This window comes from Fundidesulfovibrio soli (assembly GCF_022808695.1).
Taxonomy (GTDB): Bacteria; Desulfobacterota; Desulfovibrionia; order Desulfovibrionales; family Desulfovibrionaceae; genus Fundidesulfovibrio; species Fundidesulfovibrio soli.
On the sequence record NZ_JAKZKW010000010.1, the window covers coordinates 45,047 to 66,845 of the forward strand.

Here is a 21,799-nt window from a genome sequence, read left to right on the forward strand (position 1 = left end):
TGCAATTCGCGCGCTCCTGCATATCATGCCTCTCCACCTGGCAAGGAGAACGCATGACATTTACGAGAACAACGCTCATCGACGCGAGCCCCTCGGGGGATTCCGTCAAGCAGGCCGTCCTGGACCTGGACGCCGACCTCACCGGGGCCTTCGCCGGCCTCAACCAACTCCTGGCGTCGCTCGGCGGCAAGATCAGCCAGGGGGACTACAACCAGCCCCAGGGCGTGCCCCGTCTGGACGCCTCGGCCAAGATCCCCGCCGGACTGCTCCCCAGCCTGCTGGCGGAAGGCCCCGTCGGCATGATCGCAGCCTTCGGCGTCCAAACGTTGCCCTCCGGGAGCAACTGGCTGGAGTGCAACGGCGCGGAGCTGGCCCTGGCTGAGTATCCCGCGCTCTACGCCGCTATCGGCACATCCTTCGGTTTCGCCTCGGACCCGGCCAAGTTCAGGCTCCCGGACCTGCGCGGCACGTTCCTGCGCGGCTGGGACCACAACGCACACGTGGACCCCGACGCAGCCAGCAGGACGCGTGGGGACACCGTGGGCTCTTCGCAGGCGGACTGCATGCAGAAGCACTGCCATCCCGCCGGATGGGAGCGTGGAGAGGTCGGGGGCGGCCTTGAGCGGGGGTTGGATCCTGGAACCAGGACCGCCGGGGTCGGATGGACCCACGACTTTGACCAAGCCCAGATCACCACGGCTGAACTGCAGGCGGGCAACATCTGGGGCGGCTTCGCCCCCACCGGCCTGGAGACGCGTCCGAAAAACACCGCAGTCATGTTCTGCATCAAGTGGAGGTAGCCCCATGATCCTGTATTCCTACGACATATCCGGCCTCTACGTGGGGCCTGTGGCTGCGGCCCTCTCTCCCGCCCGCCCCTTCATCGAGGGGGAGCCCAACTATCTGCGGCCCGCCCGCTCCACCGAACTGGCCCCGCCGGACTGCGAACCCGGCTTCGTGTCGGTGTTCGACGGCGAATGCTGGCAGACCGTGGAGGACCACCGTGGGCAGGCCCTCCACAACACCGCAAACGGCGTCGCCCGCACCGTGACCGAGGTAGGCCCCATCCCCGAAGGCTGGACCACCCAGCCACGCCCGGACGACCGCTTCGTCTGGGACGGGCAGGCCTGGGCGCTCGACGAAGGGCTGGCCCTGGCCGGTGCCCGCCGCGCCCGCAACGCCCTGCTGGACGCTTGCGACTGGACGCAGCTCCCTGATTCGCCCCTGAGCACAGGCGCGAGGGATGCCTGGGCGGCTTACCGCCAGGCCCTGCGGGATTACCCCTCGGACTGGACCCTGGACAAACCCTGGCCCGAAGCCCCTCAGGAGTGATCATGGCCCACAGACACGACATCATCGTCGAGCAGGGCGCGACCCTGCTCCTGGAAGTGGATTGTCAGGACGAGAACGGCGCACCCTGCGACCTCACGGGCTGCTCGGCGGCCGCGCAGGTGCGCGTGCGCCACGCCGACCCGGACCCGGCGGCTGTGTTCGCCGCGGAAGTGTCGCCCCTGTTCGGGCGCGTGACCCTGACCCTGAGCGCCGAACAGACCCGCGAGCTCACCAAGCCCTACGGGGTCTGGGATCTGAGGCTCAACTGGCCCGACGCCATGGTGCAGCGGCTGGTGGAAGGAAAAGTGACCGTGAAACCGGAGGTGACGCGCTGATGGCCGCCGTTGTCCACAGAATCGTGCTGCGCACCCCGGAGACCGTGGGCTCCATGGCCCAGTTCACAACCCTGGAGCAATGCCGCAGGGAATCGGCGGAGGCCGCTTCCCAGGCGCAGAACGCGCAGGGGTTCATGGGGCAGGCTTCGGCCAGCGCCCAGGCCGCGGCGCTGTCGGCCACGCAGGCCTCGGCCAGCGCGGCTGCATTCCCCAAAGGGGTCGCGCCGGGCCAGCTGCCCCCGGCCTGGTGCCTGGGGTCGGCGGCGTTCCAGGACATGCGTTTTATCGACGTTTCCAAAGTGTGGACGCCGCCTTCCCTGAACCCCGGCGCGCAGGCCACGACGTGGGTTGCGATACCTGGAGGGGGAACATTCAGCGGGGATTTCGTCCTCTGCGGCTGTGACGGCCAACTGTACGACCTCATCTTGACGGCTCAGGTAAGCGGCCAGCGCGTGAACTTCGTCCTGACAAACCTCTCCAGCTCTACCGTGAACGTTGGGAGCGCCACCTTCCACGCACGTGTTTTCAAGAGGATACCCTAATGGCCATCATCAGACCGATCTTCAACTGGGTGGCCCAGCCGGGCGTCACGCCTCCCGCGGTAAGCTTCACGCGCGGCTCCACGGCCACCTACACGGACGCCCTCGGCGTCATCCGCACGGCCCAGGCCGGAGTTCTGCGCGACAGCTTCGACCCCCTGACAGGGGCCTACCTGGGCAAGCTCATCGAGGAGCAGCGCACCAACCTGCTGCTCTACTCCTCGGTGTTCGACAACGCGGCCTGGACCCAGCTCAACAGCCCGTCCATCGCCGCCGGGGCGGCTGTCTCGCCGGACGGAAGCCAGAACGCATACTCCGTGGGGGACACCTCCACGGCCCAAATGCGAGCCATCAAACAAGACCTGACCGTTCCAGCCAACACCAGCACCTACTGCGCCTCGCTTTACGCGCAGAAAACGCCTGGAGTCAGCACGATCACCAACTTCAACCTGTACTTCTTCAACGGCACCCAGGCCGACTACAGGCTGGATGTCAACACGGCCACCGGCGAGTGCCGCCCCAACACGACCTACCCGGGGGCGGCCAGCCCGGCGGCCTACGGCGTCATCGACTGCGGCCTGTACTGGAGGCTGTGGGTCTCGGGTGCGAACAAGGGGGACAGCACGTCGCTGCGGTTCGGCCTGACCCCGGCGTACGGCCTCGGCTGGAGTCAGACGCAGCCCGATGTCTCACAGACCAAGACTCTCGTAATCTGGGGGGCGCAATTGGAGAATGGGGCGTTCCCGACCTCCTACATGCCCACCACGGGGGATGCGTTCACCCGTAGCGCGGACCAGTGCACGCTGCCTTTGGCCAGCCTGGTGGACACAGGCGGGAATCCGGCGTTCGGCATGGCCTGCGGCACGATGTTCGCCGACTTCGCGTTCAACGGGATGCGCACCGACGCCGTCGGCCAGGCCGTTATCGGCCTGGATGACGGCACCGCGGCCAACAGGATCAACATCAGCAGGACACTGGCGTCTGGACTGTTCGCCTGGGACAAGGTCTCCGGGGCGCAAGTGGGGGCGTTGCAGATCCTTCATCCGTCCCCTGCCGCTGGAACCCGCTACCGGGCCGCCAACGGATTTGACGGCACCGGGCGTTCCTCCTGCCTCAATGGTGCGGGCGTGCTCACCGATGCCACCCCTATCGCTCCGGTGGCTACGACCCTCAACATAGGCTCTCTGGCCAACGGGTCGTTCCTCAACGGCGTGGTCAGGCATGCGGCGCTGTTCAACCGCAGGTTATCCGACGCGGATCTCCAGGCCCTGACCGCATGACGACAACGGCGGCCCCCGGCGGGGCCGCCTCGACATAGAGGGCGTTCCGCCGGCGGAACGTCACACGGCGCGCGCCAGGCCCTGGACCTTCTCCGCGAGGAGGGGGGCCAGGGCCATCGAGCAGGTGAAGGCGGGCGAGATGGCCCCCAGCACGTGCAGCTGGCCCGGGGCCTCCTCGGTGACGAAGTCCATGACCAGGGAATTTGTCCGCGTATCCACGAGCTGCGGGCGGATGCCCACCTTGGAGCTCGGGAGGACATGCTCCCTGCGCAGCTCGGGCACCAGGCGGGCCGCGTCGGCGAAGAAGTGGCGGAACAGATACTTGCGCGGCTCGGAGAGGGCCACGCGGCGAAAGACCGGGCTTCTGGCCAGGAGCAGGGCGTCCTGCCAGAGGAATTTGGGCGCTTCGGCGTCCAGGCCGCCCAGCAGGCCGTAGTTCTCACGGCCGAAGGCGGGGATGGCCGTGGGCCCCAGGTGGACCCGGCCTGAGACCGCCCGGGTGAAGTGCACGCCCAGGAAGGGGGTGTCCGGGTCCGGCACGGGATAGATGCTGCCCCGGCACAGCCGCGCGGCCTCGGGGGCCAGGCTGCGGTACAGCCCCTTGAAGGGCACCAGCATGTAGCGCAGGCCCAGCCCGTGGGCGTGGGCCAGGGTGTCGGCGTGGGCCCCGGCGGCGTTGACCAGCACGCCGTACTCCACGCGCCCGGTGGTGGTCAGCAGGGCGCGGCCCGGCGCGGGGCCTTCCACGCGCACCCCGAAGCGCACGCGGGCCCGCGGGCTGGCGGCCAGGTCGTCCAGCAGGCTTTGCAGGATGGCCTTGGGCTCCACCACGGCCGTCAGCGGGGAGTGGATGGCCTGCTCCACGGTGCGGGCGTGGGGTTCGATGTCGCGCAGGGCGGCCTCGTCCACCAGGCTCACCTCGGCCCCGGCGTCCAGGGCGCGGCGGTGCAGGGCGCGCAGGATGTCGAGCTGGGCAAGGTCGGAGGCAACGATCACCTTGCCGGATTCCAGCAGGGGCAGGCCGCGCTCCTTGCAGTAGGCGCGCATCAGCCGGTTGCCTGCCAGGCAGGTGGCGGCCCGCGCCGTGCCAGGCGCGTAGTAGATGCCCGCGTGCAGTACGCCGGAATTGCGCCCCGAGGCGTGCAGCCCGGCGGCGTCCTCCTTCTCGATCACCAGAACGCTCGCTCCTGTGGGGAGCAGCTCCCTGGCTAGGGTCAGCCCGATGATGCCCGCCCCGACGATGACCACATCCGCGTGTTCCATGCGCAGGATGTGCCCGGGGGGGAGGAAAAATGCAAGAGCGCCCCCCGGAGCATTCCCGCCGACCGGGGACGTGTGCTACATGGAGGCCATGAACGACGAACCGACGCCCTCCGACGCGCCCGAGTCCGACGTCCGGCCTTCGCCTTCATCCCCGGAGCCGCCGCTGCCGGGGCTCGGCCCCGAGTTCTACGGGGTGGCCCGGGCCCTGGGCGTGGCCGCGCTGTGGTGCGCCTACGCCGTGGTGCTGGTGCTCTTCCTGGGGTCCGTGGCGCTGCCCCTGGTGTTCAAGGGCTATCTGGAGCGGGAGGCTTCCGCCGCCCTGGGCCGCGACATCAGGCTGGCCAGCATCTCCGTGAACCCCTTCACCGGCAGGGTCCGGCTCGGCGGGTTCAGCCTGGCCTCCAAAAAGGGCGGCGACCCCCTGGCCTCCTTCGAGCTGCTGGACGTTCAGGTGGGGCCGTTGAGCCTGGCGCGCGGCAGGCTCCTGGTGCGCGGCCTGCACCTGGAGAAACCCAGCGTGCGCGTGGGCCGCGACGCCGGGGGCGAGCTGAACATCGCGGACCTGCTGCCCGAGGCGCGCGGGGGCGAGCCGGCGCGCGGCAACCCCCTGGAGTTCACCATCCCGGAGTTGTCGTTCTCCGTGAGCGACGTCTCCATCACCGGGGGGTCGCTGGTCTTCGAGGACGAGCTCAAGGGCACTCGCCACCAGGTGGACGACCTGCGCTTCAACCTCGAATCCTACAGCAGCGGGCAGAGCGGCCTGCGCGAGGCCTTCAGCACCGAGGGGCTGGTCAACGGCTCCGACGTGCTGCTCACGGTGCGCGCCGACCTCTACGCGGATCCGCCCCAGGCCGAGGCCAAACTCAGCGTCAAGAACCTCTCCTTGAAGCGCTACTCGCCCTACCTGCCCCTCAAGCGGCCCATGGACCTCGCCGTGACGGACGCGGGCCTGCGGGTCAGGGCGGTGTTCGGCGCGGCCGGACGCCTGGAGGGCGAAGCCAAGCTTACCGGCGTGGGCCTCAGCGCGGACGCCGAGAACTTCCTGCGCCTGGACACCATCGAGGTGCAGGGCGCCTCCCTGGACCCCGCCGTGGGCAGCGTGGAGGTGGAGCGCCTGGTGCTGGCCTCACCGGTGCTGGGCCTCTCGCGTGACGAGCAGGGCCGCGTGGGCCTGCTGGGAGCCCTGGAGCTGGTCCGCCAGGAGGACGAGAAGGCCGAGGCCGCCCGCGAGGCGGGGAGCGCCCCCCCGGGCTTCAAGCTCGCCGGGGCGGAGCTGCGCGACGGCAGGGTGGAGATCCGCGACGCGGGGCTCGGCCTCACCGCCACGCTGCAGGACCTCCGCATCGGGCTCACCGGGTTCGACGCCCAAGCCGGGCGCGTGGAGTCGGTCCGGCTGGAGGCGGGGAGCAACCTGTTCGAGCGGCTGCAGGCCCGGCTCGCGGGGGCGTACCTGCCTCTGGACCTCAGCGGCGAGCTGACCCTGGAAGGCCTCGACTTCGGCAAGCAGCTGCCCACGCTCAAGCGGCTCCTGCCCAAGCTGACCCTGGCCGGGGTGGCCGGGAACAAGACAAGCTTCACGCTCAAGGACGCGGCCGGACAGCTGGCGGGGACGGTCTCGGCTTCGCTGGACGTGTCAGGGCTGCGCGCGCAGGCCGAAGGGCAGGGCGCGCCGCTGCTGCAGGCCAAGACCCTGAAGGTCACGGGGCTGGACGTGGACCTCGCCGCCAGGCGCGTGGCCGTGGGCCAGGTGGCGCTCGGCGGGGGGACGGCCGCGCTGACCCGCGCGGCGGACGGGCGCTTCCCGGCGCTGGCGGCCCTGGCCGTGCAGGCCCCCGCCCAGAACGCACCGCAGCCCGCGACGCAGCCCACCCCGCATGCCCCGGCACAGCCCTGGCGCGTCTCGGCGGGCCTGCTGCACGTCACGGACATGGCCGCCGCCTGGCAGGACGACCAGGCCAAGACCTCCCTGGCCGTGAACCTGGCCGACCTCACCCTGAAGGATGTGGGGGCGGCCGCGGACAAGCCCGTGGGCTTCGCGGTCAAGGGCACCTTCGACACGAAGGCGGCCTTCGACGTCTCGGGCGAGCTCACCGGAGTGGGCACCGGCGGCGTCTCGGACACGCTCGGCCTGGCCGCGAAGCTCGCGCTCTCCGGCGTGGACCTGGCCCAGGCCGTGCGCTTCGCTCCGGGCCTGCCAGTGATCGTGCAGGCCGGGCAGGCAGGCGCCGAGGGCACTCTCAAGGCCTCGCTGGGCAAGGGCGGGGTCACGGCCTCCTACGCGGGCGGGGCATCCGTCACCGGTTTGAGCCTGGCACAGCCCGGGCAGGCCTCCCCCTGGCTGACCCTGGCCGGGTTGAGCGCGGCCGGGATCGCCTTCCAGCTCTCACCGCCGGATTTCAAGGCCGAGTCCGTCATCCTGGACACTCCGGTGCTGCAACTGGCCCTGGACAAGGACGGCAAACCCGTCCTGCCCTTCGCGGTTCAGGCGCAGGCCCAGGGCCAGACCCCGGCTCAGGCCCCCGAGAAGGGCGCGGCCCCCAAGGCCTCCGGCGCGCTGCCCGGTTACGACGTGGCCAGCTTCCTGCTGCGCGGCGGCAGCGTCACCGTGAACCCGCAGGGCTTCGACCAGCCCCTGAGCCTCACCGTGAAGGACATCCAGGTGGGGCTCAAGGGCCTCAAACCCGGTGCACGAGCCGCCGTGGACGCCAGCGCCCAGGTGGGGCATTCGGGCAAGCTGCGCGCCCAGGGCAACGCGGGCTGGAGCGGCTCGGGCCCGCCGGTCCTCGATATGAAGTCCACCCTGGACGGGCTGGACCTGGGCGAGCTCTCCCCGGTGAGCCGCAAGTACACGGGGTTCCCCATCACGCGCGGCAAGCTCGGCCTGAACCTGGACTACAAGATCGACGGCAAGACCCTGGACCTGAAGAACAAGATCGTGGTCAGCGGGCTGCAGCTCGGGCGCAAGACGACGGAGCCCGGGCAGAAGGACATCCCGCTGGACCTGGCCGTGAGCCTGCTCACGGACAGCAAGGGCGTGATCGACCTGGACATCCCGGTGAAGGGCGCGCCCGAAACCGCCAAGGCGGACCTGCGCGACGTGATCTCAACGGCCATGGCGGGTGCGTTCGCCAAGGTGCTGTTCTCGCCCCTGGCCTTCCTCAACGTGGCCGGGAGCAGCGGCAGCACGGCCTACGCGCCCTTCTTGCCCGGCACGGACCAGCTCACGCCCGAGGCCCGCAAGACGCTCGCCTCCCTGGGCGGGGCGTTGGTTGGCAGGCCCAGGCTCAACGTGGAGATCATGACCTACGTGGACCCGTCCACGGAGGCGGCGGCCTACGGCGAGGCTCTGGCGGCCCAGGCTCAAGCCCAGGCCAAGAGCCAGGCACCCCAGCCTGCCGCCGAGAAGGGCGGCAAGCTCGCCAAGGGCGCGAAGGCGCAGGCTCAAGTTCCTGCCCCGCAGCCCGCGACGGAGGCGGAGCAGGCTGCACAGCCCGCGCGCGCCCCCAGCGCGGAGGACTGGGCCAATCTGGCCCGCAAGCGCATGGAGGTGGTCTGGCTGCTGCTGACCACCGAGGCCAAGCTGCCCGGCGAACGGATCTTCCCTGTAACCGGCGAGGCCACGAAACCGCCCAAGGTTCAGGGCCAGCCGGGGAGCAGGGCGGAGGTGCGGCTGCGCAACTGAGGAAGAACTAGGCTGCGGCTGTGGTTCTGCGGGCCCAAGTGCGTAGCGGCGCGGGAGTGCGGAGGGCATAGCCCTTTGCCCGCCGGAGGCTTCCCTGCGCGGCATGATATCGATAACCCGGCCGTTTGCCGGTGATTGCCCAGCTTCGCCGCTCGCCCGGAGCCAGATGCCCGGCCAGACAACCAGGGAGTTCCACGCTTGTCCGTTTATTCATTCGCCATCTTCGACACCTGCCTGGCGCGCATCCACGCCCGTCCCACGGACCTGCTCTACGCGCTGGCCGCGCGGGTGCTGCCCGGCAGCCCCTCCCGCGAGGACATGCACGAGTTCGTGCGCCTGCGCCTTGCCGCCGAGCAGGAGGCCCGCCAGGGCCCCGGCCTGGAGGCCGCCGGGCTGGGCATGGTCTACGAGCGGTTCCCCAAGGCCAACCCATGGGAGTTGGACCCCGAGGCCCTCTACGCCTCGGAGCTGGAGCTGGCCCTGGCCTCGGTGCGCCCGGTGCCGCCCGTGCTGGAGCGGGTGCGGGCCCACATCCGGCGGGGGGAGCGCGTGGTCTACGTCACGGACAGCCTGCTGCCCGGGGCCGCGCTGCGCCGCCTGCTGGAGTCCCACGGGTTCGCGGGGGAGGTCTACGCCGCCGGGGACCTGGGCAAGACCAAGGCCAAAGGCTCGCTCTTCAGCCACGCCCTTGGGGCGCTGGGCTTCGCCGCGCAGGATCTGCTGCACGTGGGCGCCGACAAGGCGGCGGACGCGAGCGTGCCCCGTTCCCTGGGCATCGCCGTGGAGCCCTTCGCACCTGGGCGGCTCACCCCGCACGAACAGCGCCTGCTGAGCCTCCAGCGCGACTGCGCCCCCGACGCCTCCCGCGTGGTCGCGGCCTGCCGCCTGGCCCGGCTGCGCGACGATCCCGCCAAGGGGCTGGCCGCGTTGCGCTCCTTCGCCTGCGGCGTGGTGGGTCCGGCGCTTACGGCGTATGTGGCCTGGGTCATGGACGACGCAGGGCGGCGCGGGATGGAGCGGCTGTATTTCCTGGCCCGCGAGGGCGAGGTGCTCTGGCGCATCGCCAAGGCCCTGCACCCGGTCACGGGCGGGCCGGAGCCGCGCTACCTGATGGGCTCGCTGGCGGCCTGGACGGCCCCGCTGCTGGCGGCCATCGGCCGGGCGGACCTGGGCTGGCTGGCCGCCGAGGGGCAGTCGAGACGCCCGGCGGACCTGCTGGCCAGGCTCTCGCTCACGCCCGAGGAGCTGCTGCAGGCCTCTGGCCTGAGCATGCCGGCCCTGCTCTCCGACGCGCCCCTGGACGACGAGGGCATCGACGCGCTCTGGCGGCTGCTGGACACGCCCGACGCGCGGGGGCTGCTGCGCCGCAAGGCCGAGGCGGCCCACGCCGTGCTGCTGGCCTACCTGGAGGGGCAGGGCGCGCTGGAGGAACCCACGCTGGCCGTGGCGGACATGGGTTGGACGCTCTACACCCAGCGCGCGCTCAAGGCGGTGCTGGCCGAGCGCGGCGTGGACGTGGCGGGCTGGTACTTCGGCTTGGCCGGGCGCAGGCTCGGCCGGGTGGAGGCGGGGGCGCACCGGGCCTTGTTCATCGAGCACGCGGGGCAGGCCGCGCCGGGCGGGCTGGAGGCCATGCTCTTCCGCAACCAGGCGCTCATGGAGCGGGCTTTCACGCCCGCCAGCCACGGCAGGGTGCTGGGCTACAGCCTGGCGGGGGGCGGCAAGGCCGTGCCCCTGCTGGCGGAGCCGCCCCAGGGGCAGGACGCGATCCGTGAGATTCAGGAGGGCGCGCTGGCCTTCGCCAGGGCTTTCGCCGACGGCGGCTGGAGCGAGGCTGGGTTCCAGGCCTTGATGGAGACGGCCCGCCAGAGCCTGGCCGCCTTCCTGGCCGAGCCGGACACGCAGACGGCCAGGGCCGTGGCCGCGCTGCCCGGGCTGCGGGAGGGCAAAACCGGCCCCATGCGGCCTGTCACGGGGCGCGACGCCCTGCGCGCCTGGATGCACGGCCACGGGCTGGCGCGCAAGAGCCGCAAGGGTCCGCAGTGGATCGAGGGCTCAGTGGCCATCAGCGCCGCGTGGCTGCGTCCCTACCTGCGACGGCCCAGGTTCATGGCCCTGCTGCGGGCCTACTTCTCCTAGGGGAAGCGTTTGCGAAATTCGTACAGGTGGCGCCATTGGGCAACACCAGAAATCCATTGAATTTGCCATTGAAAAACATGCGAATGTTTTCCACTGGCATGGAGCTGGCGGCAACCGTGCGGGACTAGGCAATTTTACCCTCTTGGGCTATAGTGGCGGCCATGAACCGCCAGCCAGCCCTTGGCCGCCGCGTCCTTGTCACCGGAGCAGCCGGGAGCATCGGCTCCAGGCTCTGCAGTGCCTTGCTGGCGGCCGGGTGCCGCGTGGCAGGGGTGGATGATTTCTTCTCCGGCCTGCGCGGCAACATCGAGCCCTTCGCGGGCGACCCCCGCTTCTTCTTCCACGAGCGCGACGTGTGCGAATCCGGCCTTTTGGCCGAGTTGAGCGCCCTGCACGGGCCTTTCGACGCGGTGCTGCACATGGCCGCCGTGGTCAGCGCGCCGTGGTCCGTGGAGAACCCAGAGTACACCGACGCCGTGAATCGCGCGGCCACGCTGGCCCTGCACGAAGAGGCGAGGCGGCTCGGCGTGGGCGCGTTCGTGTTCGCGGGTTCGGCGGCCGAATACGGCCTGCCCCTGGACGGCCCCGCCCGGGAGGACATGGCCGGGGAGCCGCAAAGCCCCTATGGGCTCTCCAAGCTCCTGTCCACGAAGGCCATCGAGGAGTCGGGCTACGGCTGCGCGCTGCGGCTGTTCAACATCTACGGAACCACCGAAGGCAATCCGGGCCCATACGACGGAGTGGTACGGCGCTTCCTGGACGCGGCCCTGCGCGGGGAGCCCTTCACCGTGTGCGGCGACGGGGGCCAGACCCGCGACTTCGTGTATGTGGATGATGTGGTGCGGGCCCTGTTGCATGCATCGGGAGCATCGGGGGGCGAACCCCTGAGCGGGGTGTTCAATTACGGCACGGGCAGGGCCACGTCAGTGGCCGAGCTGGCCGGGATCGTGGCGGCGGTATCCGGGCGCAGGCTGGAGATCATCAGTTTGCCCGAGCGGCCGGGCGACCTGCGCCACTCCCGGGCGGACATGAGCCGCTCCAGAATCACCAGTCTGCCCATGCCGGAGACCAGGCTGGAGGATGGCCTGCGCGCCGCATGGGAAAGGCTTCGTGAAAAGGACGGCCGCTCCGGCTAGGCCTCCAGGGCCTCTCGCAGAACTTCGCTGGCGAAATCCACCTCGTCATCCCCCAAATACGGGTGCATGGGCAGGCTGAGCACCCTTTCGCACAATCCTTCCGCCACGGGGAAATCCCCCGGCTTGTACCCCAGGCGCTCGAACGCGGGCTGCAGGTGCAGGGGGCGCGGGTAGTAGACCGCCGTGGGTACGCCCTTGGCCTTGAGGGCCTGGGCCACGGCGTCCCGATCATGCGGCGGCACCTCCACGGTGTACTGCGCCCAGGCGTTGCGCGCTCCGGGGAGCGACGGTGGCAGCCCGAGGCCCGGTACGCCCCCCAGATTGCGGGCGTAGCGTGTGGCCACAGCCTCGCGCAGGGCCAGCTCCTCCTCGAAGATGTCCAGCTTCACCAGCAGGATCGCGGCCTGGAGCGTGTCCAGCCGGGCGTTCAGCCCGATGCGCGCGTTGTCGTACTTGTGGCCGCCCTTGCCGTGCACGCGCAGGGACTCCACCAATTCGGCCAGGGTTGGGTCATTCGTGAACACGGCTCCGCCGTCGCCGCAGCACCCCAGGGGCTTGGCCGGGAAGAAGCTGGTGGCGGCGACATGCCCGAAGGCCCCGGCGCGCACGCCGCCAAGCTCCGCCCCGAAGCTCTGGGCCGCGTCCTCGATCAGGCGCAGGCCGGTGCCCTCCAGTGCGGCCTCCAGGGCCGGGTAGTCGCAGGGCAGGCCGAAAATATCCACGGCGATGACAGCAGCCGGATTCAGGCCCGGCTTCAGGGCGTCCAGGGCCTCGCGCAGGCGCACCGGGTCCAGGTTGCGGGTGGCGGGGTCCACGTCGGCGAACACCGGGGTGCCCCCGGCCAGGGCGATGGCTTCCGCGCTGGCCACGAAGGTGAAGGGCGTGGTGAGCACGGCGTCGCCAGGACCCACGCCCAGGGCCATCAAGGCCAGGAGCAGGGCGTCCGTGCCCGAGGAGCAGCCCAGGCAGCGCCGCACCCCCGCGAACGCCGCAAGGCGCTCCTCAAGTGCGCGCACCTCGGGGCCCATGATGAACTTCCCGTGGTCGAACACGGCGCGTATGGCCGCCTCCAGCCGGGGGCGTATGCGCTCCTGCTGGGCCTTGAGCCCGCTGAACTCCATCATCGGTTCTCCTCGGCCGCCCCGCCGAAGGGGTTCGCCTTTGGCGTGAGCCGCAATCCGGCGGATTCCATCACCGCGCCTCCCCGATCGCTTCCCTGACCCCGGCGGCGTTGAGCGAACGCTGGCACGCGCCCAGCACCGTGAGCACGCGCAGGCCCTCCTTGCCGTCGGTGCGCGGCCTGGCGCCGGTGGCCACGCACTCCAGGAAGTGCTCGCACTCGCGCAACAGAGGCTCGCCCGGGGCCACATCCACTCGGACGGCCTCGGCCTTGACCGGCACGGGCGCGCCCGAGTCCCAGCGTATTTCGTGGGGGTAGAGCAGGAGCTTGTCCTCCCAGGGCTGGCCGTCGTCGAACACGGCCATGCCGCCCTGGCCCACAACCACCAGCCGTTGCTCCTTGTAGGGGTGCAGCCAGGAGACGAAGATGTGTCCCTTGAGCCCGGAGGCGAAGTCCATCTGCGTCACGGTGACGTCGGCGATGGCGGACTGGAGCCAGCTCCCGCCCGTGGCCAGCAGGGACTGCGGCATGGCCCCGGCCAGGGCCAGGATCATGGAGATGTCGTGCGGCGCGAAGGACCAGAGGATGTTCTCCTCTCGCCGGATGCGGCCCAGGTTCAGGCGGTGGGAGTAGATGTAGTCGATGCGGCCCAGTTCCCCGGCGGCGCAGAGGGCCTTCAGACGCTCGAAGGCCGGGTGGTAGTGCAGCAGGTGCCCCACCATGAGCGTCAGGCCGCGTTCGCGGGCCAGGGCCACAAGCTCCCGAGCATCCTCCTCGCGCAGGGTCAGGGGCTTCTCCACCAGGGCGTGCTTCCCGGCCAGCAGGGCCTGCCGGGCCAGGGCGTAGTGCGTCTCGGAGGGGGTGGCCACGGCCACGGCCCGCACGTCCGGACGGGCCAGCAGATCATCCATGTTGGCGCAAAGGAAAACGCCTGGGCAGGCCTCCCGCGCTCTCTCCAGGTGCGCCGCATCCCTGGAGCAGACCGCCCGCAACGCGCCCAGCCCGTGGAACACGCGCACCAGGTTGCGGCCCCACTGGCCCGCGCCCACAACACCCACTCCGGGCGAAGATTGAGGCCACGATCCGCTCATCCCTGAAACTCCTTGCCGCCACGGCGGGCCTTGCTTAACACTGCGGCGCATGAAGCCCGCAGAACCAGGCGCCGCCTTGAGGATATCCGTGGTCGTCCCCGCCTACAACCAGGGGCGCTACCTGGCCGCCTGCCTGGACTCCCTCTGGTTCCAGGACCACCCCGACCTTGAAATCATCGTGGTGGAGGACGGCTCCACCGACGACACCCCCTGGGTGCTCGCCGAATACCGCCGCGCCCTGGAGCAGGACGAGGCCTCCTACGCCAGCCGTTACATCCCCGAGACCGACACCCTGGAGCGCGCGCATCATCCGCGCTACCCCAAGGCGGGGCGCAGCCTGCGGGTGATAGAACACGGCCGCAACCGGGGCCTGGCCGCCGCCCTGAACACCGGCATGGCCGCCGCCACGGGCCAGGCCGTGAGCTACGTCCCGGCGGACGACTGGTGCATGGCGAACATGTTCTCCGAGCTGGCCCGCGCCCTGGACGAGGCACCGGCCAGAGCCCGGGCGGACTTCGCCTACGCCGACATGCTCATCGTGGACGACGCCTTCCGGGTCACGCGCCGCTTCGACCTGCCGGACTACAGCTTCGAGCGCAGCTTCGCGGACTGGTACCTCTGCGGCAACTGCAAGCTCTACCGCCGGGAGCTGCACGAGCGCTTCGGCTATTACGACGAGGCCCTGCTGGCCCACGACCACGACCTCTTCCAGCGCTTCGCCCTGGGAGGGGCCAAATTCGTCCACGTGCCCAAGGCGCTCATGGCCGTGCGCGACCATGCCCAACGCCAGGTGGACATCCACGCGCCCTCCAACTGGAGCCGCCTGATCGGCGAATCCAAACGGCTGGCGCTGGAGGCCCGCAGGCACATGGCGGGCACGAAGTGAGCCTTACGCCGCACCACATGCTCCACACGCCGGGCCAGCCCGCGCTTTCCGGCGTGCTTGATCTGGGGCTGCGCTGCGTGCACTCCTGCCGCTTCTGCTACTACTCCTTCCACGGGGGGGCGGTGGAGCAGTTCGCGCCCCTGCGCGGCGCGCCGCTGCGTTCCGCCGAGGACTGCCGCGAAATCCTCACGCTCTTCAAGGAGCAGGGCTTCGTGCGCTTCGACGTCACCGGGGGCGAGCCCACCCTGCACCCGGAGCTGACCGCCATCATCCGCCACGGGTGCGCCGAACTGGGCCTGGCCGGGCGGGTCATCACCCTGGGCCAGCTGCTGGCGCGGCCCGGCGCGGCCTGCGGCAAGTACCTGCTTGACGACCTGCTGGACGCCGGGCTCACGGACTTCCTGTTCTCTCTCCACGCCGCGGACGAGGACTCCTTCAAGGACTTCACCGGCGGCAGCCTCAAGCGCCAGCTGCGGGCCATGCGCGAGCTGGACCGCCGGGGCGTGCAGTACGGGGCCAACACCGTGGTCTTCAGCGGCAGCGCGCCGCTTTTGCCCGACATCGCCAGGCTGGCGGCCTCTCGCGGGGTCTGGGCGCACAATTTCATCCTGTTCAATGCCTACCACGAGTGGTCCGCGACTGGACGCGCCGCCGGGGTGCAGGCCCCCTACCGCGACATCGCCCCGAAGCTGGCCGAAGCCGTGGAGATCCTCACGGAGGCGGGTGTTGCAGTGAACATCCGCTTCGCTCCGCTGTGCGCCTTCCCGGGGCTTGAGCGCCACGTGGTGGGCGTGCTGGGCCTGCCCTTCGACCCCAGCGAGTGGCGCAACCGGGCCTGCAACATCGAGCGCGAGCCCGCCTACTGCGCCAAGGCCATCGAGCTGCCAGCCGACGGCGTGCGCCCGGAGCACGCCGTCTCCCCCCTGGACGAGGCGCTGCAGCACGGGGTGCGCGCCACGGGCCAGCGCGGCAAACGCTTCAAGCTCTTCGCCGGGCCGTGCGCGTCCTGCGCCGCCCGCCCAGCCTGCGACGGGTTGGACCCCGCCTACCTTGAGCGGTACGGCGACGCCGAACTGCGCCCCTTCGCCGAGGCGGCGCTCTCCGGGCCGCTGCTACGCGCGCGCCTGGACTACGCCCCGGCCTTCGCCGTGAAGCTGGCCCAGCAGGCGGACATGCGCGCCTTCGTCAGGGGGCTGGCCGCCCAGGTTCCGCCTCTTCCGGCGCGATGATCTCCAGCTTGTCGGGCCAGGGCGACCTGTCGCGCCGCCAGCGCGAAATCCTGAAACGCAGATAGCCCGCCCAGGCCTTCCAGGCCGGGCCGGGGAACAGGTCCGGCCGTTTGCGCAGCACCTCGCCGAACGCCTTGAGCGTCGCCACCTTCCACACCAGCACCCGAAGCCCCGGCCCGCCCAGGATGGGCAGGAAGCGCGCGCTGTTGGCCAGCACGTGCTCGATGATGGCCTTGCGGAACTCGGGGTGGGGCGGGTGCTTGCTCATGCAGCCCACGGAGTTGAGCGCGCCCAGCACCGGGTTGGAGCCGAAGTTGTTCTCCCCATGGCGGCGGTAGCAGCCGTGGATGGACGGGATGAGCAGGGAGCAGCCGATGAGGTTGGCGAAATGGGCCACGTAGTAGTCCGCGCAGATGCGGAAGGTGCGGGGCTGATGCTCCAGGATCAGGCGCAGCACGTCGGCGCGGTACATCATGGAGCTGGCCGTGGCCCAGACCCAGAAGCCCCGCTGGAACGTGGTGCGCGAGACCAGGCGATAGAACCCCTTGGACTGGTGGTCCAGGTGCTCGGCGCTGAGCACGCGCCCGGCCCCGTCGATCTGGTACTGGTTGGAGCTGGTGAAGGCCACGGGCCTGCGCCCCAGGTGGGCGCGCACGTGGGCCTCCAGGAAATCCTCCAGGAGCACGTCGTCCGCGTCCAGCAGCACCACCAGGGCTCCCGTGGCCAGGGCCAGGCCGTCCTTGAAGGCCTCCATCTGCCCGCCGTTCTCGGTGCGGCGCACCATCCGGAAACGGCCGCGAGATTCCTCCGATGCCGCGAAGGCCTCGATGATCTCCGCCGAGCCGTCCGTGGAGCGGTCGTCCACCACCACGCACTCCCACTCGGGGTAGGTCTGGCGGGCCACGGAGCGCAGGCACTCCAGCACGTAGGGCGCGTAGTTGTAGCTGGTCACCAGCACGGTGACCTTGGGCGGGGCGATCCCGGCGTTGGTGAGGCGGGCGTCCTCCAAGGCGGGGGGCAGGGCGGGGATCTGGGCGAAGGGCGTCGTGCCGGCGGTCATGGCGCATCCTTGAAGGCCAGCGCCAGGGCGGACCCGATGGCCCGGCCCGAGGCGTCGGCGAAGACGTTGGCTTCGGTCTCCACTCCCGTGAACAGCTTGCGCAGGGCATGCCCCAGGGATGCCTCGCTGAAGAAGTGCAGGTGGTCGCGGTTGTCGTGGTCCGGCTCGTTCAGGGGCACCTCCAGGAAGACCGCGCCGCCCGGGCGCAGCAGCTCCCGCTGGCAGTCCAGCGCCGCGAAGGGGTCGCGCAGGTGCTCCAGGGTGTGGAAGGAGATCACCGCGTCGAAGTTCGCGGGCGCGAAGCCGCACTCCTCGGGCGAACCCGGCCGGATGTCCAGCCCGAAGAGGCGCGCGCCCAGGGCGGCCACCTCTGCGTTGACGTCGCAGCCGGACACGTTGTGCCCAAGTCGGGCCAGGCCCTGGAGCACGCGGCCCTCCAGGCAGCCCACCTCCAGGATGCGCAGCGGCCCCGGCCCCAGGCGGGGCAGCAGCAGGCGCTCAAGCTGGCCTAGGCGGTGGGCGGTCCAGCCCTGCCAGGCCGCGTCGTCCTCTATGGAGGCGATGCCCTGGTGGGCGCAGTTCTTCCGGAAATACTCCATGCCCTGGTAGAAGGAGCGGACCTCGGCCTCGCTCCAGGGGTTGAGCACGAAATGGTGCCCGCAGGCCGCGCATCCGGCCACAACCCGGCCGTGCCGGTTGGGCGGGGCGGCTGTTGCCTCAGCAGCGCAGACCGGGCAGGGGTGGCCCGGCTGGATGTGCCCGGCTAGAGCGCCCATGACGCGTCCTCATCCTCCACGATCTTCACCTGCTCGCGGATGAAGCGGCGGGGGTCGCCCGCCGGGCCGGAGAAGTCCGTCAGCTCCTGGGCGTGGGCCTCGCCCGCCCCATACAAGCCGGAGTAGTCCCCGTGGAAGCCGTCGCAGATGTCCTTCAGGGCGCAGGCTTGGCAGGCCGGTGCGAATGAGTAGCCGCAGTGCTCCCTGGCGCGGATGAGCGCGCTGTGGCGGTATTCGTCCTCCACGCTCACGGAGGGATCGGCCAGGTATCCCTCGTGGCCGAACAGCTTCGAGCGGTGGTTGGCCTCCCGCAGGGTGATGGGCGGCTCCAGATCACCGTCCTTGCGGCGCTGCGGGTTGCGCCCCGACCAGGACCAGGATGCGTAGTCCCACTCGTGCAGGTCGAAGGGCAGCTGCTGGAAGTTGTAGAAGTTCTTGCGGTGGCGGGGCTTGGCCGCGCACAGGGGCAGGTAGCGCACGTTGGCCTCCAGCCCGTTTTCCTCGAGGAAGTCCAGGGCGTCGGCCAGCGGCCCGGCCACCTCGGAGTAGCGGGGCACGTCCTGCCCGGTTCGTCCACCCTGCTGGTCCTCGAAGGGGTTGAAGGCAATGAAGTTCATCACTCTGGCCCCGCGTTCCACGGCCAGGCGGGCGATGGCCGCCAGGTCCGGCAGCACAGAGGCCGCCAGCACGCAGTTGAGCCGGAAGGGGATGGCCTCGGCGGCCAGGTTGTCCAGGGCCTTCATCTGCCGGGCGTGCGCCCCGGCCAGGCCCACGGCCTCGTCGTAGGCCGCGCCCAGCCCGTGCACGGAGACCAGCAGGTCGCGCAGGCCCGCCTCCTTGAGGCGGCGGCAGCGCTGCGGGTCGTCCATGGCCACGGCGTTGGTGATGAGCGTGGGCAGCAGGCCGATCTCCCGGCAGTGGGCCACCAGGGCCTCGATCCGCGGGTAGATGGTGGGCTCGCCCCCCTGGATGTCCACAGCGGTGTTGCCGTAGTGGCCACGCAGGGTGGAGCAGATGGCGCGGGCCTTCTCCAGACTCATGAAGGGGTGGTCGGGGTGCTCCCTCGTGGCCACGCGCGTCTGAAAATAGCAGAACCGGCAGCGCAGGTTGCAGGTCTGGCCCAGCCAGACGACGCCCCTGCGGGTGCGCACGCGCCGCGTGGTTGTCGAAAAACCGGTGCTCATTCGGTGGCGTCCAGGCGCTTGGCGATGCGTTCGCGGTACTGGGCCTCGCCCTCCACCTCGGACATGTACCAGTTGTGGTGCGGGTTCCAGTCCTCGGCCTGTTCGCCCCGGTACAGGGCCACGCGGCCCTTGCGCACCTTGGGGGAGGCCATGCGCTCGAGCTCGGCCAGGTTGCCCCGGCTCACGTCGTCCACCTGCTCGGTGCTGGCCCGGCGGGGCAGGGGCACGGCGCAGCCGCAGCGCGGGCACCAGCGCTCCTTCTGGTCGCCGAACTGGTGGGGTTCGCGCAGCCACCAGCCGGGCTCCACGGGCCAGCCGCCCGGGCCGTCGAAGAGCATGTCGAAGGCGGCGGCAACCTCGCAGAAGAAGGCCCCCTTGGGCGTGATGGAGGCCGACCAGCACTTCTGCACCCAGCACTCGTCGATGAGGCTCCACATGCGCGCCGGGTCGGGCACGGCCTCGCTTGCGGCCACCAGCACGGGCTGATGCATGATTTTGTCCACGGTGTGGTCGTTCAGGTACAGATTGCCGAACACCTCCCGGATGAGCGCGCCGTGGCGGGTGCCCTCCGGCACGGTGGACCACAGGCCCCGGCGCTTGGGGTCCTCGATGCGCTCCTGGAGGTAACGGGCCATGCGTGGGAACTCGGGGTGCAGCAGGGGCTCGCCGCCGATCATGCCCACCATGCCGGGGAAGTCCGCCAGGGAGTCCACGGCGCGCGTGAACATGTCGAACTCCATGAAAAAAGGCTTGCGGTGGTGGCCTATGAGCCTCGTGCAGTTGGAGCAACTGTTCACGCAGGCGTTGGTGATGTCGATCTGGATGATCATCATGTCGCGGATGGCAATCATGCGAGAGGCTCTCTGGTGGCGGTGTGCGCGGCCTGCCGGGGCGGCAGAATAGTCCCTGTCCGGGGGCAAGCATCATGCATGCCACGGGCGGTCCCCGTTGCACGGTCAAGATGGCTAGGGTACTCCTTCGTCAATGATATCGCAATCGGACACCCGCCGGGAGGGCGAAAAGCCCGCCACGCTGCTGCTGGTCAACCCCATGGGGCGCGGCCACGGCGCGGCCTACGCCAGCAGCTTCACGCGCTGGGCGATTTCACGCGGCTTCCGGGTTGTCCACGCCGGGGCGGACCTGCGCGCCACCGCTTTCGGCCGGGCCTGCGCGGCGGGCGGGCGCGTGGAATTCGTGGCGGACGGCGGCATCGACTGCTCCCTGGAGGGCGTGCGTGCCCTGCGGGAACGCACCGGCGCGGCGCTCACCGTGCATCTGGGCGCGGACGAATGGCTTTTCACCTGTGACGACATGTTCGCCCCGGGCGCGGCTCCGCTTGCGAACACCATCGCCGTGGCCACCTTCGCCGGGCGCGAGGCCCACACCGGGCAGCGCGAGCCCTACGGGCTGCGCCTGGACGCGGTGCTGGAGAGAGGGCTTGTCTCCGGCGTATTCACCCTGGACGAGTACCACGCGCACGCACAAATCAGGCGCGGGGTGCGCTTCCTGCCCGATCCGTGCCGCGAGCTGATGGGATCGGGGGAGCCCTCCGGCCACGAGGCGGCGCGCCTGCGCGCCTTCCTGGACGCCGCGCCCGGGCCGGTGCTGCCGGTGCTCGGCAAGCGCGACGCCCGCAAGAACAGCCTTTGGATTTTCAAGGCCGTGGCCGACTCCGGGCACATGCGCTGCGTGGTCCTGGGCGAGGCCGTGCGCTCCGAGACCGCGGGCGAGGAGGACGAGCTGCTGGCCTGGCTGGCGGCCAGGGGACGGGCCTTGGTCCACGAGGGCTACCTTCCGGGGGACAGGCTCTTCCTGAGCGTGCTGGCGCACAGGGCCGTGCCCTTTGCGGCGCTGCCCTACCGGCGGCATTACGGCTCCTCGGGCATCCAACTGCTGGCCCATCGCTGCGGCAAGCCAGCGCTGGTGGCGGGCCAGGGGCTCATGGCCCGGCGCGTTGAGGGCAACGCCCTGGGCCTGGCCCACCACCCCGGGGACGAGGCCCACTTCCGCGAGCAACTGGGCCGCATGTTCCAGCGTGATGCGGGGGCCGATAGGGCCGCTGCCCGGGCCTTCTCGCGATATTTCCGCACCCGGGCCGTGTTCGCCGCCATGGACGCCATGCTGCCCGGCCGCCCGCTGCCGCAGCTGCCGCCCTGGGCCTCGGGGCCGCTCCAGCCCGGCCCGTCGCTCGATGAGCTGGGCCGCAGCCCCCACACGGCCACGGAGTTCAACTTCCTTTGTGGGCTGCGCTTCGATCTGGCCGGGGTGCTGCAACGCCTGGGCCGCCCAGATGAGGCCCGCGCGGAGATGGACGCCGTGCTTGCCATGGCCTCGGCCGGTGAGGGCGGGATTCCCGTGGGGCTGGACGCCTCGGCCCTGGAATCCCTTGGCTCCGCCCTGGCCGCCATGGCCCGGCCGGACGAGGCCGAGCGGGCCTTTGCCCGGGCCGTAGGCCTGGCCCCGCGAAATCTGGATTTGCGCCTGTTCCTGAGCGACTCCCTGCGCTACGCGGGCCGCAGCGGGGAGGCCCTGGCCGCGCTGGCCGAGCTGGAAGCCCTGGCCCCGGCCCACCCCGGCCTGCGCCACAAGCAGGGCCAGGCCCTGGCCTGCCTGGGCCGCACGGACGAGGCCCTGGCCCGCTTCGCCCAGGAGCCCGAAGGGTCGCGCTGGAAGCGGCCCGCGCAGGAGTGGGAAGCCAAGCTGCGGCGCGGGGATCAGGCCCGGTAATTGCTGCGGCCGCCATCCGG

The 21,799-nt window shown here is 70.7% G+C and carries 18 protein-coding genes; 11 read left to right on the top strand and 7 right to left on the bottom strand.

Annotation, left to right across the window (positions count from 1 at the left end; genetic code table 11):
- Positions 1–53 precede the first annotated feature (53 nt).
- From MLE18_RS10430 to MLE18_RS10450, 5 genes are read left to right on the top strand one after another with little or no spacing between them, the layout of a single operon-like run.
- Positions 54–800: a phage tail protein gene (locus MLE18_RS10430; RefSeq protein WP_243438739.1), complete on the top strand. Its 747-nt coding sequence runs from the start codon at positions 54–56 to the stop codon at positions 798–800.
- Positions 801–804: 4 nt separating this feature from the next.
- Positions 805–1,332 carry a tail fiber assembly protein gene (locus MLE18_RS10435; protein WP_243438740.1) on the top strand — a complete coding sequence of 176 codons (528 nt, stop codon included), beginning with the start codon at positions 805–807 and terminating at the stop codon, positions 1,330–1,332.
- A gap of 2 nt (positions 1,333–1,334) precedes the next feature.
- On the top strand, positions 1,335–1,667 hold the full coding sequence (locus MLE18_RS10440) for a hypothetical protein (RefSeq protein WP_243438741.1): 333 nt from the start codon (positions 1,335–1,337) through the stop codon (positions 1,665–1,667).
- Positions 1,667–2,209 (top strand): hypothetical protein, encoded by a 543-nt coding sequence (locus tag MLE18_RS10445; RefSeq protein ID WP_243438742.1) that lies wholly within the window; start codon positions 1,667–1,669, stop codon positions 2,207–2,209. The genes MLE18_RS10440 and MLE18_RS10445 overlap by 1 nt, the downstream gene beginning before the upstream one ends.
- Positions 2,209–3,486 (top strand): phage head spike fiber domain-containing protein, encoded by a 1,278-nt coding sequence (locus MLE18_RS10450; RefSeq protein WP_243438743.1) that lies wholly within the window; start codon positions 2,209–2,211, stop codon positions 3,484–3,486. Before MLE18_RS10445 ends, MLE18_RS10450 begins: the two co-directional genes overlap by 1 nt.
- A gap of 60 nt (positions 3,487–3,546) precedes the next feature.
- Here MLE18_RS10450 and MLE18_RS10455 read toward each other — a convergent pair whose 3' ends face one another.
- Complete coding sequence (locus tag MLE18_RS10455; protein ID WP_243438744.1) at positions 3,547–4,749, bottom strand: NAD(P)/FAD-dependent oxidoreductase; 1,203 nt, start codon at positions 4,747–4,749, stop codon at positions 3,547–3,549.
- Positions 4,750–4,837: 88 nt separating this feature from the next.
- Here MLE18_RS10455 and MLE18_RS10460 point away from each other — a divergent pair, with 88 nt between their 5' ends.
- The 3 genes from MLE18_RS10460 (at position 4,838) to MLE18_RS10470 (ending at position 11,706) form a co-directional block, all read left to right on the top strand.
- Positions 4,838–8,431 carry a DUF748 domain-containing protein gene (locus MLE18_RS10460; protein WP_243438745.1) on the top strand — a complete coding sequence of 1,198 codons (3,594 nt, stop codon included), beginning with the start codon at positions 4,838–4,840 and terminating at the stop codon, positions 8,429–8,431.
- A gap of 198 nt (positions 8,432–8,629) precedes the next feature.
- Positions 8,630–10,570 (top strand): hypothetical protein, encoded by a 1,941-nt coding sequence (locus MLE18_RS10465; RefSeq protein WP_243438746.1) that lies wholly within the window; start codon positions 8,630–8,632, stop codon positions 10,568–10,570.
- A 161-nt stretch (positions 10,571–10,731) separates the two neighbouring features.
- A complete protein-coding gene (locus MLE18_RS10470; protein ID WP_243438747.1) occupies positions 10,732–11,706 on the top strand; it encodes an NAD-dependent epimerase/dehydratase family protein in 975 nt (324 codons plus the stop codon).
- Here the strand turns inward: MLE18_RS10470 and MLE18_RS10475 are convergent.
- Positions 11,703–12,830: a DegT/DnrJ/EryC1/StrS family aminotransferase gene (locus tag MLE18_RS10475; protein ID WP_243438748.1), complete on the bottom strand. Its 1,128-nt coding sequence runs from the start codon at positions 12,828–12,830 to the stop codon at positions 11,703–11,705. The two genes, MLE18_RS10470 and MLE18_RS10475, sit on opposite strands and share 4 nt — an antisense overlap.
- A gap of 67 nt (positions 12,831–12,897) precedes the next feature.
- On the bottom strand, positions 12,898–13,917 hold the full coding sequence (locus MLE18_RS10480) for a Gfo/Idh/MocA family protein (protein ID WP_243438749.1): 1,020 nt from the start codon (positions 13,915–13,917) through the stop codon (positions 12,898–12,900).
- An 88-nt stretch (positions 13,918–14,005) separates the two neighbouring features.
- Here MLE18_RS10480 and MLE18_RS10485 point away from each other — a divergent pair, with 88 nt between their 5' ends.
- Both MLE18_RS10485 and MLE18_RS10490 read left to right on the top strand, forming a co-directional pair.
- Positions 14,006–14,803, top strand: a complete 798-nt coding sequence (locus MLE18_RS10485) for a glycosyltransferase family 2 protein (RefSeq protein WP_243438750.1) — start codon at positions 14,006–14,008, stop codon at positions 14,801–14,803.
- Positions 14,800–16,032, top strand: coding sequence for a radical SAM protein (locus MLE18_RS10490; protein ID WP_243438751.1), 1,233 nt, complete (start codon positions 14,800–14,802; stop codon positions 16,030–16,032). The genes MLE18_RS10485 and MLE18_RS10490 overlap by 4 nt, the downstream gene beginning before the upstream one ends.
- Here the strand turns inward: MLE18_RS10490 and MLE18_RS10495 are convergent.
- The 4 genes from MLE18_RS10495 to MLE18_RS10510 are packed head-to-tail and all read right to left on the bottom strand — an operon-like array spanning position 15,989 to position 19,903.
- Positions 15,989–17,092 (bottom strand): glycosyltransferase family 2 protein, encoded by a 1,104-nt coding sequence (locus MLE18_RS10495; RefSeq protein WP_243438752.1) that lies wholly within the window; start codon positions 17,090–17,092, stop codon positions 15,989–15,991. The genes MLE18_RS10490 and MLE18_RS10495 overlap by 44 nt on opposite strands.
- Complete coding sequence (locus MLE18_RS10500; protein WP_243438753.1) at positions 17,089–17,868, bottom strand: class I SAM-dependent methyltransferase; 780 nt, start codon at positions 17,866–17,868, stop codon at positions 17,089–17,091. The genes MLE18_RS10495 and MLE18_RS10500 overlap by 4 nt, the downstream gene beginning before the upstream one ends.
- Positions 17,856–19,052, bottom strand: a complete 1,197-nt coding sequence (locus MLE18_RS10505) for a radical SAM protein (protein WP_243438754.1) — start codon at positions 19,050–19,052, stop codon at positions 17,856–17,858. The genes MLE18_RS10500 and MLE18_RS10505 overlap by 13 nt, the downstream gene beginning before the upstream one ends.
- A complete protein-coding gene (locus MLE18_RS10510) occupies positions 19,049–19,903 on the bottom strand; it encodes a radical SAM protein (RefSeq protein ID WP_243438755.1) in 855 nt (284 codons plus the stop codon). Before MLE18_RS10510 ends, MLE18_RS10505 begins: the two co-directional genes overlap by 4 nt.
- 133 nt (positions 19,904–20,036) lie before the next feature.
- On the opposite strand from MLE18_RS10510, the gene MLE18_RS10515 reads away from it, so the two are divergent.
- Positions 20,037–21,779 (top strand): tetratricopeptide repeat protein, encoded by a 1,743-nt coding sequence (locus MLE18_RS10515; protein ID WP_243438756.1) that lies wholly within the window; start codon positions 20,037–20,039, stop codon positions 21,777–21,779.
- Positions 21,780–21,799 lie beyond the last annotated feature (20 nt).

Bases quoted from the DNA above. Each gene is read 5' to 3' on its own strand.
- MLE18_RS10430 (WP_243438739.1), top strand. From the start codon at position 54: ATGACATTTACGAGAACAACGCTCATCGACGCGAGCCCCTCGGGGGAT.
- MLE18_RS10435 (WP_243438740.1), top strand. From the start codon at position 805: ATGATCCTGTATTCCTACGACATATCCGGCCTCTACGTGGGGCCTGTG.
- MLE18_RS10440 (WP_243438741.1), top strand. From the start codon at position 1,335: ATGGCCCACAGACACGACATCATCGTCGAGCAGGGCGCGACCCTGCTC.
- MLE18_RS10445 (WP_243438742.1), top strand. From the start codon at position 1,667: ATGGCCGCCGTTGTCCACAGAATCGTGCTGCGCACCCCGGAGACCGTG.
- MLE18_RS10450 (WP_243438743.1), top strand. From the start codon at position 2,209: ATGGCCATCATCAGACCGATCTTCAACTGGGTGGCCCAGCCGGGCGTC.
- MLE18_RS10455 (WP_243438744.1), bottom strand. From the start codon at position 4,749: ATGGAACACGCGGATGTGGTCATCGTCGGGGCGGGCATCATCGGGCTG.
- MLE18_RS10460 (WP_243438745.1), top strand. From the start codon at position 4,838: ATGAACGACGAACCGACGCCCTCCGACGCGCCCGAGTCCGACGTCCGG.
- MLE18_RS10470 (WP_243438747.1), top strand. From the start codon at position 10,732: ATGAACCGCCAGCCAGCCCTTGGCCGCCGCGTCCTTGTCACCGGAGCA.
- MLE18_RS10475 (WP_243438748.1), bottom strand. From the start codon at position 12,830: ATGATGGAGTTCAGCGGGCTCAAGGCCCAGCAGGAGCGCATACGCCCC.
- MLE18_RS10480 (WP_243438749.1), bottom strand. From the start codon at position 13,917: ATGAGCGGATCGTGGCCTCAATCTTCGCCCGGAGTGGGTGTTGTGGGC.
- MLE18_RS10495 (WP_243438752.1), bottom strand. From the start codon at position 17,092: ATGACCGCCGGCACGACGCCCTTCGCCCAGATCCCCGCCCTGCCCCCC.
- MLE18_RS10500 (WP_243438753.1), bottom strand. From the start codon at position 17,868: ATGGGCGCTCTAGCCGGGCACATCCAGCCGGGCCACCCCTGCCCGGTC.
- MLE18_RS10505 (WP_243438754.1), bottom strand. From the start codon at position 19,052: ATGAGCACCGGTTTTTCGACAACCACGCGGCGCGTGCGCACCCGCAGG.
- MLE18_RS10510 (WP_243438755.1), bottom strand. From the start codon at position 19,903: ATGATTGCCATCCGCGACATGATGATCATCCAGATCGACATCACCAAC.
- MLE18_RS10515 (WP_243438756.1), top strand. From the start codon at position 20,037: ATGATATCGCAATCGGACACCCGCCGGGAGGGCGAAAAGCCCGCCACG.